Origin of the sequence: Flavobacterium sp. (genome assembly GCF_046153165.1) — a bacterium.
GTDB lineage: Bacteria > Bacteroidota > Bacteroidia > Flavobacteriales > Flavobacteriaceae > Flavobacterium.
This window is the reverse complement of sequence record NZ_JBJXEN010000063.1, coordinates 1-8,856: the sequence shown is the minus strand read 5'-3', so window position 1 is coordinate 8,856 and position 8,856 is coordinate 1. Positions and strand designations below refer to the sequence as shown.

Genomic DNA, 8,856 nt, shown 5'->3' with positions numbered 1-8,856 from the left:
CATCTTCAAGAGTTTCTTCTTTTAATGAAGTTGCAAAAACAGCTAAAAACATACGATCTAATCCTACTGAAGTTTCAACTACATATGGCACGTAATTTTCATTCAGTTCCGGATCAAAATATTGTAGTTTTCTACCTGAGAATTTTTCGTGCGCTTTTAAGTCAAAATCGGTACGCGAGTGAATTCCTTCTAATTCCTTGAAACCAAATGGGAAATTGAACTCGATATCAGCAGCAGCATTGGCATAATGTGCTAATTTTTCGTGGTCATGAAAACGGTAATTTTCTTTTCCAAGTCCAAGGGATAAATGCCAATTCAAACGGGTAGTTTTCCAATATTCGTAATATTTCATCTCTTCGCCTGGTTTTACAAAAAATTGCATCTCCATTTGTTCGAATTCACGCATTCTAAATATAAATTGACGAGCTACTATCTCGTTTCTAAATGCTTTTCCGGTTTGTGCAATTCCGAATGGAATTTTCATACGCCCTGATTTTTGAACGTTTAAGAAGTTTACAAAAATACCTTGTGCTGTTTCTGGACGCAAATACAAATCCATCGCAGATTCTGCTGAGGCTCCAATTTTTGTACCAAACATTAAGTTAAATTGCTTTACTTCGGTCCAATTTCTTGACCCTGAATCTGGACAAGCAATTTCCAATTCTTCGATTAGTGCTTTTACGTCAGCTAGATTTTCCGTTTCTAGAGAACGTGCCATTCTCGCTAAAATTTCGTTCTTTTTAGAAAGATATTCTACTACACGAGCATTTGTAGTCACAAATTCCTCACGATTAAAGCTTTCGCCAAAGCGAATACTTGCTTTTTCGATTTCTTTTTCGGCTTTTTGATTTAATTTTTCGGCATAATCCTCAATTAAAACATCAGCTCTATACCTTTTTTTGGAGTCTTTATTGTCTATTAATGGATCATTGAAAGCATCTACGTGACCTGAAGCTTTCCAAGTCGTGGGATGCATTAATATTGCAGCATCAATCCCTACAATATTTTCGTGCATTTGCACCATAGATTTCCACCAATATTCTCGTATATTTTTCTTTAGTTCTGCACCATTTTGAGCGTAATCATATACTGCACTCAAACCATCGTAAATTTCGCTTGACGGAAAAATAAATCCGTATTCTTTTGCATGTGAAATTACGTTCTTAAATAAGTCTTCTTGTTTTGCCATACTGCAAAAATAAGAAAAGAGAATGAAAATTTTAGAAAAAAATAATCAAAAAAAATATTGATTACATAGTAAGAATGAAAAAAGATTTTTCGCTTTTGGCTTCTAAAAAAAATACTAGAAATTTTCAAATAAAATCAACCTATTTAGGTTCTTCAATTTGAAAATTTTAGTGAGAAATTATTTTAGTGAGAAAACAGTATTCCCTATTAAATTGATACCAGAAAAAATATTTATTTCGTAATCACCTCTTAGCATATCATCTTTGTTAGGATCTACAAAAACGCAAACATCTAATTCTTCATTGTCATAAAAAATGTTCGTTTTTGCACTGAAATGTAATAATTTGTCTTCAGATTCGACAAAATCCCCGTTTTTATTTACAATTTTATTTTTAGGATTAACAATTTGAATGTATAAATCTTTGTTTCCTTTTAATGCAGCTTTATTTTCTAAAAGTGTAAAACAAACTTTTATTTGTTCTGTGTTACTAAAACGCTTAGTTTCAATAATATTATTAGAAACAATTCTTATACCATTAGCATACACATTTGTTGCAGTTAGATTTTTAGAAACACTTATTAACTTTTCGTTATTAGAATTTTGTTTCTGTAACTCTTTATTTTTATTAATTAAAACACTAACTTGATTTGTAAGCATTTTATTTTCTTCAACTTGTTTTTTTATAGTAAATTTAAGTGAGTCTATTTTTTTTACAAAACAATTATTTGCAGATGATTTAGATTCCTCATTTAAATTTTTAGTTGGCTTAAAAATCTCTTTAGTAACAATAGTCTCGTTTTTGTGATTAAGAATATTAGCTTGAGTTAAGGTTTTATTTTTAAGTAATTCCGAATCGTAACGATTAAAAATTTCTTTTAAATCATTCGTATATGTTTTTTTGTCTAATAGAATTGTTTCTTTTAGCTTTTTGTTTTTTCTTTGGCTATCGTAATACTTCACAGCAAACACCATAGCCGCAGATATAAAAACAATAGATGTTAGTTTTATTATCGTTAAGGTAGTTTTTGACGTCATCTTTGGGGAAAGTTTAGTATTTTTAATAAAACTATATATTATTTTATATAATTACAAATAAAATCGACAAAATGCTTAAAAATCTGATAAAATTATTTTTTCCGGAAATCTGCTCTGGATGTTCTGAAATACTTTTTACAAACGAAAATACAATTTGCATTTCATGTAGACATAAAATGCCATTAACCAACGATTTATTAATTATTGAGAATGATTCTTTTAAAAAATTTTATGGGCGAATCCCAATTGAACATGCCTCGGCAATGTTGTATTATCACAAAAAAGGAATTGTGCAACAACTAATTCATAACTTAAAATACAAAAACCATCAAGAAATAGGATTGATTTTAGGAGAATGGTACGCTAATGATTTAAAAGACAACAAAACACTAACAAACATTGATTACATTATTCCTGTTCCTTTACATAAAAAAAGATTGAAAGAACGCGGTTATAATCAGGTATCTACTTTCGGGAATGCTATTGCAAATGGATTGAAAAAACAATTTGACGATACTATTTTAATCCGAAACGAATATGCAAAAACACAATCTAAAAAGGATTTAACAAACCGAAATTCTGTGTCAGAAAACACTTTTCAAGCTCAATTTTTGAACATTCACCACAACAAACATTTCTTACTTATAGATGATGTTCTTACTACTGGCGCAACACTCGAAGCATGCGGAAAAGCTGTTTTACAAATTCCAGGATCAAAACTTAGCATAGTTACTATTGCAATGTCTCAATCATAGATTTATTTAAAAAAGGTTAAACAATTTTAAAATTATTTCGTTTACACTAAATATAGTCGTTATTTTGTACTCATTAAATTAAGTTTCATGAGAAAAATTTATATACTAATAGTTGTTTTTTGTACTTTACTTCTTGCGATAAGTTGCGCAAAAAGAGGCACAATAACTGGTGGTGACAAAGACAAAACGCCACCTAAAATCACTTCTAGTTTTCCAGAGAATTTTTCTACAAACTTTAACAAAAATACTATTAAAATCAATTTTGATGAATATGTAAAAATTAAAGATTTACAAAAACAACTCATCATCTCACCTCCAATGAAAACACCAATAACGGTTTTACCACAAGGAAGTGCTAGCAAATATATTACTATCAAAATTAACGATACTTTAAAGCCAAACACTACTTATAGCTTCAATTTTGGAAAAAGTATTGTCGATTATAATGAAGGGAATCCTTATCCACAACTAAAATATGTACTTTCTACAGGTGCATTTATCGATTCACTTTCTGTAGAAGGAATTATAAGAGATTCATACGAAAAAGAGACTGACAAATCTGTAAACGTAATGCTTTATGAAGTCGACGAAAAATATAATGATTCGATTATATACAAACAAACACCACGCTACATAACCAATACTTCCGATAGTTTAAAATCTTTTAAAATAGAAAATATTAAAGCTGGAAAATACAAATTAGTTGCGCTCAAAGAAATAGGTGACAATTACAAATTTGACCCAAATAAAGACAAAATTGGGTTTTACAATCAAACTATCACTGTTCCTGATAAATCTATCTTCGAGTTAGAATTATTTAAAGAAGAAGCCAAATTTAAATCCAAAAAACCATCGCAAGCATCAGGAAACAGAGTGCTTGTTGGTTATGAAGGAAATACAAAAAACATAAAAATTGAAACGAAAAAAAATGGTAATCTTATAAAAACAAGAGTGACAAAATTTGCAGATAAAGATTCTGTTCAGGTTTGGTTTGCGCCCATAAAAAATGATTCAATTCAGTTAAATATCGAAAATGGAAAGTACAAAAAAGATTATATTGTTAAATTAAAAAACCAGCGTCAGGATAGTTTAAAATTATCTCCGAAGCAAACTGGAGCAATTTCTTTTAAAGAAAATTTTACTATTACTACAAAAACTCCTTTGGATAAGTTCGATGTAACGAAAATGACTTTAACAAAAAAAGATTCGTCAAAAGTTGATTTTAAAACCAATTATGATGAGTACAATCAGCATTTTGAGATTTTATTTACCAAAGAGCCCGAAGAAAAATATACCTTTTCTTTGCTACCAAATGCTGTTGAAGACTATTTAGGTCAGAAAAATGATAGTCTTACTTTTAAATTTTCGACAAAAAACACTTCCGATTACGGGAACTTAAAAATAAATTTAAAAAACGTAAAATCCTTTCCTGTTATTATAGAATTGACTGATAAATCTGGCAAAATTCTCGCTACAGAATATTCAGAAAACAATCCAACAATCGAATTTCTTTTGATGGAACCGCAAAAATACTCCCTTCGTATTATCTATGATGAAAACAAAAATAAACAACGTGATACAGGAAGTTATTTAGAGAATCGCCAGCCCGAAGAAGTAGTTCATTATCCAACAGAAATAGATGTTCGTGCTAATTGGGACGTGAATCAGGATTTCGATTTGAGTAAGTAATTATCGAATTTCAAACACATCCCTATCATTTAGAAAACCAAATTTATTTCTAGTTTCTAGCATTTTTTGTTTGTTTAAAACAACTACAAAAACACCTTCGCTTTCTTGTGGTTCGAGAATAGAATTTCCGAGAAAATCTATAGCTTGTGAGTGCCCAATGTATTCATGATTATTTGCATCAAATCCTATTCGGTTTACACCAATTGTATAACACATATTCTCGATGGCGCGTGCTTTTAGAAGAATATCCCAAGCATTTGTTCTGGGTTTTGGCCAGTTTGCAACATAAATTAGTAAATCATAATCCTCGGTATTTCTTGCAAAAACGGGAAACCTCAAGTCATAACATATTAATGGGCAAATCTTAAAACCTTTGTACTCAATAATTAATTTTTCATTTCCAGAAGTATAAATCTTGTCTTCGCCTGCTAAAGAAAATAAATGTTTTTTGTCATAATATTCGATTTTTCCCGACGGAAAAATAAAAACCAATCTATTATAGAAATTATTATTTTCTATAATGACTAAACTTCCTGTAATGGCAAAATTTTTGGTTTTGGCCAAAGATTTTAATAATGTTATTGTTTCACCATTCATGGTTTCCGCAACAGTTTCTGGATTCATAGTAAATCCAGAAGTAAACATCTCTGGAAGCACTATTAGGTCTGTTTCTTCCTGAATACCATTGATTTTTTGTTCAAAATAATTTCGGTTTTCAGTTGGATTTTCCCAATGAAGTAATGATTGAATTATGGCGATTTTCATATTATTAATTTACACATTGAAGATATAAAAAAAAACGCATTCAAATTAATGAATGCGTTTCTGTTTTTGCCTATTAAATTTTATTTTACCCTTTCAAACTTGCAGATAAATATTCTCTATTCATTCTTGCAATATTTTCCAAAGAAATTCCTTTTGGACATTCTACTTCACAAGCTCCTGTGTTTGTACAGTTACCAAAACCTTCTTCGTCCATTTGGCGAACCATGTTTAACACACGATTTGTAGCCTCAATTTTTCCTTGTGGTAATAAAGCATATTGCGATACTTTTGCACCAACAAATAACATAGCAGAACCATTTTTACAAGATGCTACGCAAGCTCCACAACCAATACAAGCAGCTGCTTCAAATGATTTATCAGCATCTCCTTTATTTATTGGTGTTGCATTTGCATCGATAGTATTTCCCGAAGTATTTACCGATACGAATCCTCCTGCTTGTTGAATTCTGTCAAAAGAACTTCTGTCAACCACTAAATCTTTTACAACTGGAAATGCTTTAGAACGCCATGGTTCGATAAAGATAGTGTCTCCGTCTTTAAATTTTCTCATGTGTAACTGACAAGTTGTTGTTCCTGTATCTGGTCCGTGCGCTCTACCATTAATGTAAAGTGAACACATCCCGCATATTCCTTCACGACAATCATGATCGAATGCTATTGGCTCTTTCTTTTCGTTTACTAATTCTTCGTTTAATTGATCTAACATTTCTAAAAACGAACTTGCTGTAGAAACATTATCTAATTTATAAGTTTCCATGCTACCTTTTGCTTTAGCATTTTTTTGACGCCAAATTTTAAGGTTTATATTGATATTTTTTGCTGCACTCATAATTGTATATTATTTGTAATTTCTAGCTGCGATTTTAATAAACTCGTATTTCAATTCTTCTTTATTAAGAATTTCTTTGCTGATATCGTAACCCATGTATTCCCAAGCACCAACAAAAGAGAAGTTTTCATCATCACGAAGCGTTTCTCCTTCTGAATCTTGATATTCTTCACGGAAATGTCCTCCGCATGATTCTTTTCTTTGTAATGCATCCATCGCCATTAGTTGACCTAAATCGATAAAATCGGCAACACGAAGTGCTTTTTCTAATTCTTGATTTAATTCATCTGCACTTCCTGGAACATAAACATCTTTGTAGAATTCTTCTTTTAATGCTGCAATTTCGGAAATAGCTTCGGTTAAACCAGCTTCATTTCTGCCCATCCCTACTTTATTCCACATGATTAATCCTAAACGCTTGTGAAAATGGTCTACAGTTTTAGAACCATTATTGTTTAAGAATTTATTAATAGAATCTTTAACTCTATTTTCTGCATCAACAAATTCTGGAGAATCTGTAGGGATTTTTCCAGTTCTAATTTCATCTGCTAAATAGTTAGAAACTGTATACGGCAACACAAAATAACCATCAGCCAAACCTTGCATTAAAGCTGAAGCTCCCAATCTGTTTGCTCCGTGATCAGAGAAATTTGCTTCTCCTGCAACGAAACAACCAGGAATGGTTGACTGTAAGTTATAATCTACCCAAACACCACCCATTGTGTAGTGAACCGCTGGATAAATTTTCATTGGTGTTTCGTATGGATTTTCGTCAGTAATTTTTTGGTACATGGTAAATAAGTTACCATATTTTTCCTCTAACCATTGTTTTCCTAATTTGGTAACCTCTTCATCTGTTGGGTGATGGTTTCCTTTTGCGTAAGCAGTTTGACGGCCTTTGCTTTGAATTTCTGAAGAGAAATCTAAATAGACACCTTCATTAGTATCGTTAGCTTCAATTCCGTGACCTTCATCACATACTTCTTTTGCTGCTCTTGAAGCAACATCACGAGGTACTAAATTTCCAAAAGCAGGGTATTTTCTTTCTAAGTAATAATCTCTATCTTCTTCAGCAAGTTGTGTTGGTTTTAATTTTCCCGCACGAATAGCTTCTGCATCTTCTTTTTTCTTTGGTACCCAAATACGTCCAGAGTTTCTTAACGACTCCGACATTAGTGTTAATTTAGATTGATTGATTCCGTGAACCGGAATACAAGTTGGGTGAATTTGAACATAACATGGATTTGCGAATGCTGCTCCTTGTTTGTGCACTTTCCAACCAGCAGTCACATTACTTCCCATTGCATTTGTTGATAAGAAATATACATTTCCGTATCCTCCAGTTGCAATAATAACAGCGTGAGCTGAATGTCTCTCTATTTCTCCTGTAACTAAATTACGTGCAATAATTCCACGAGCTTTTCCATCTATCTTTACTAAATCTAGCATTTCATGACGGTTAAACATTTCTATATTACCTTGACCTATTTGTCTTGATAATGAAGAATAAGCACCTAAAAGTAATTGTTGTCCTGTTTGTCCTGCAGCATAAAAAGTACGTTGTACTTGTGTACCACCAAAAGAACGATTATCCAGCATTCCGCCGTAATCACGAGCAAAAGGAACTCCTTGAGCTACACATTGGTCAATAATATTTCCTGAAACTTCAGCTAAACGGTGTACGTTTGCTTCACGAGCTCTATAATCTCCACCTTTGATGGTGTCATAGAATAATCTAAAAGTACTATCTCCGTCATTTTGATAATTTTTAGCTGCATTAATTCCTCCTTGAGCCGCGATTGAGTGCGCACGACGTGGAGAATCTTGAAAACAAAATGCTTTCACATTATATCCCATTTCGGCTAATGATGCAGCTGCAGACGAACCTGCAAGCCCTGTTCCTACAACAATTATATCAATTTTTGGTCTATTGTTTGGAGCAACAAGTTTAAGATGATCTTTATGATTAGTCCATTTCTCTGAAATTGGACCTTCTGGTATTTTTGAATCTAACTTCATAATTAGCTATTAATTATTAAAATGATGAAATAATGCAATAAAAATAAATCCAAAAGGAACAATTATTGCAAAAGCATATCCTAATTTATGTAATGATTTTGAAAATTTATTATTGAATCCTACAGATTGAAAAGAAGAGTTGAAGCCGTGCCATAAATGCAAAGACAACAAAATAAATGCTAAACAGTACAAACCTGTACGAACTGGACTTACAAATTTAGCAACTAATTCTGGATAATATCTTGTTGCATCTATTGCGTTTCCATCGATGTATTTATAGGTTATTTCTTGAACCCAAAAATCATAAAAATGTAATCCGATAAATGCTAAAACTACTAATCCTGAGACAATCATATTTCTTGAAGCCCAAGATGCATTGGCAGCACCATTGTATTTTGCATAAGAAACTGGTCGTGCATTTTTATTCTTTAATTCTAAAACTATTCCCATTACAAAATGAAAAACAACTCCGAGAATTAAAACAGGCTGCATAACAAATTGAATTACTGGATTATATCCCATAAAATGAGACATCATATTGAAAGTTTCAGCAC

Annotated in this window: 8 protein-coding genes; 2 read left to right on the top strand and 6 right to left on the bottom strand. The window is 31.7% G+C overall.

The features are described from left to right. Nucleotides 1–1,189: glycine--tRNA ligase (locus ACKVOV_RS07180; protein WP_409206082.1), on the bottom strand; the 1,189-nt coding region annotated here is incomplete at its 3' end. Between the two features lie 177 nt (nucleotides 1,190–1,366). Further along, the gene (locus ACKVOV_RS07175; protein ID WP_409206081.1) at nucleotides 1,367–2,224 is read right to left on the bottom strand and encodes a hypothetical protein; all 858 of its coding nucleotides are present in this window, start codon (nucleotides 2,222–2,224) and stop codon (nucleotides 1,367–1,369) included. A 176-nt stretch (nucleotides 2,225–2,400) separates the two neighbouring features. Here ACKVOV_RS07175 and ACKVOV_RS07170 point away from each other — a divergent pair, with 176 nt between their 5' ends. Together ACKVOV_RS07170 and ACKVOV_RS07165 are read left to right on the top strand one after the other, a co-directional pair. After that, nucleotides 2,401–2,979, top strand: coding sequence for a ComF family protein (locus tag ACKVOV_RS07170; protein WP_409206080.1), 579 nt, complete (start codon nucleotides 2,401–2,403; stop codon nucleotides 2,977–2,979). An 87-nt stretch (nucleotides 2,980–3,066) separates the two neighbouring features. After that, a complete protein-coding gene (locus tag ACKVOV_RS07165) occupies nucleotides 3,067–4,668 on the top strand; it encodes an Ig-like domain-containing protein (RefSeq protein ID WP_409206079.1) in 1,602 nt (533 codons plus the stop codon). On the opposite strand, the gene ACKVOV_RS07160 is transcribed toward ACKVOV_RS07165, so the two are convergent. The 4 genes from ACKVOV_RS07160 to ACKVOV_RS07145 form a co-directional block, all read right to left on the bottom strand. Continuing rightward, nucleotides 4,669–5,433: a nitrilase family protein gene (locus tag ACKVOV_RS07160; RefSeq protein ID WP_409206078.1), complete on the bottom strand. Its 765-nt coding sequence runs from the start codon at nucleotides 5,431–5,433 to the stop codon at nucleotides 4,669–4,671. 85 nt (nucleotides 5,434–5,518) lie between these two features. Beyond that, on the bottom strand, nucleotides 5,519–6,283 hold the full coding sequence (locus ACKVOV_RS07155) for a succinate dehydrogenase/fumarate reductase iron-sulfur subunit (RefSeq protein ID WP_409206077.1): 765 nt from the start codon (nucleotides 6,281–6,283) through the stop codon (nucleotides 5,519–5,521). Between the two features lie 9 nt (nucleotides 6,284–6,292). Beyond that, complete coding sequence (locus ACKVOV_RS07150; RefSeq protein WP_409206076.1) at nucleotides 6,293–8,302, bottom strand: fumarate reductase/succinate dehydrogenase flavoprotein subunit; 2,010 nt, start codon at nucleotides 8,300–8,302, stop codon at nucleotides 6,293–6,295. Nucleotides 8,303–8,311: 9 nt separating this feature from the next. Further along, on the bottom strand, nucleotides 8,312–8,856 hold a 545-nt coding region (locus ACKVOV_RS07145; RefSeq protein WP_409206075.1), incomplete at its 5' end, for a succinate dehydrogenase cytochrome b subunit.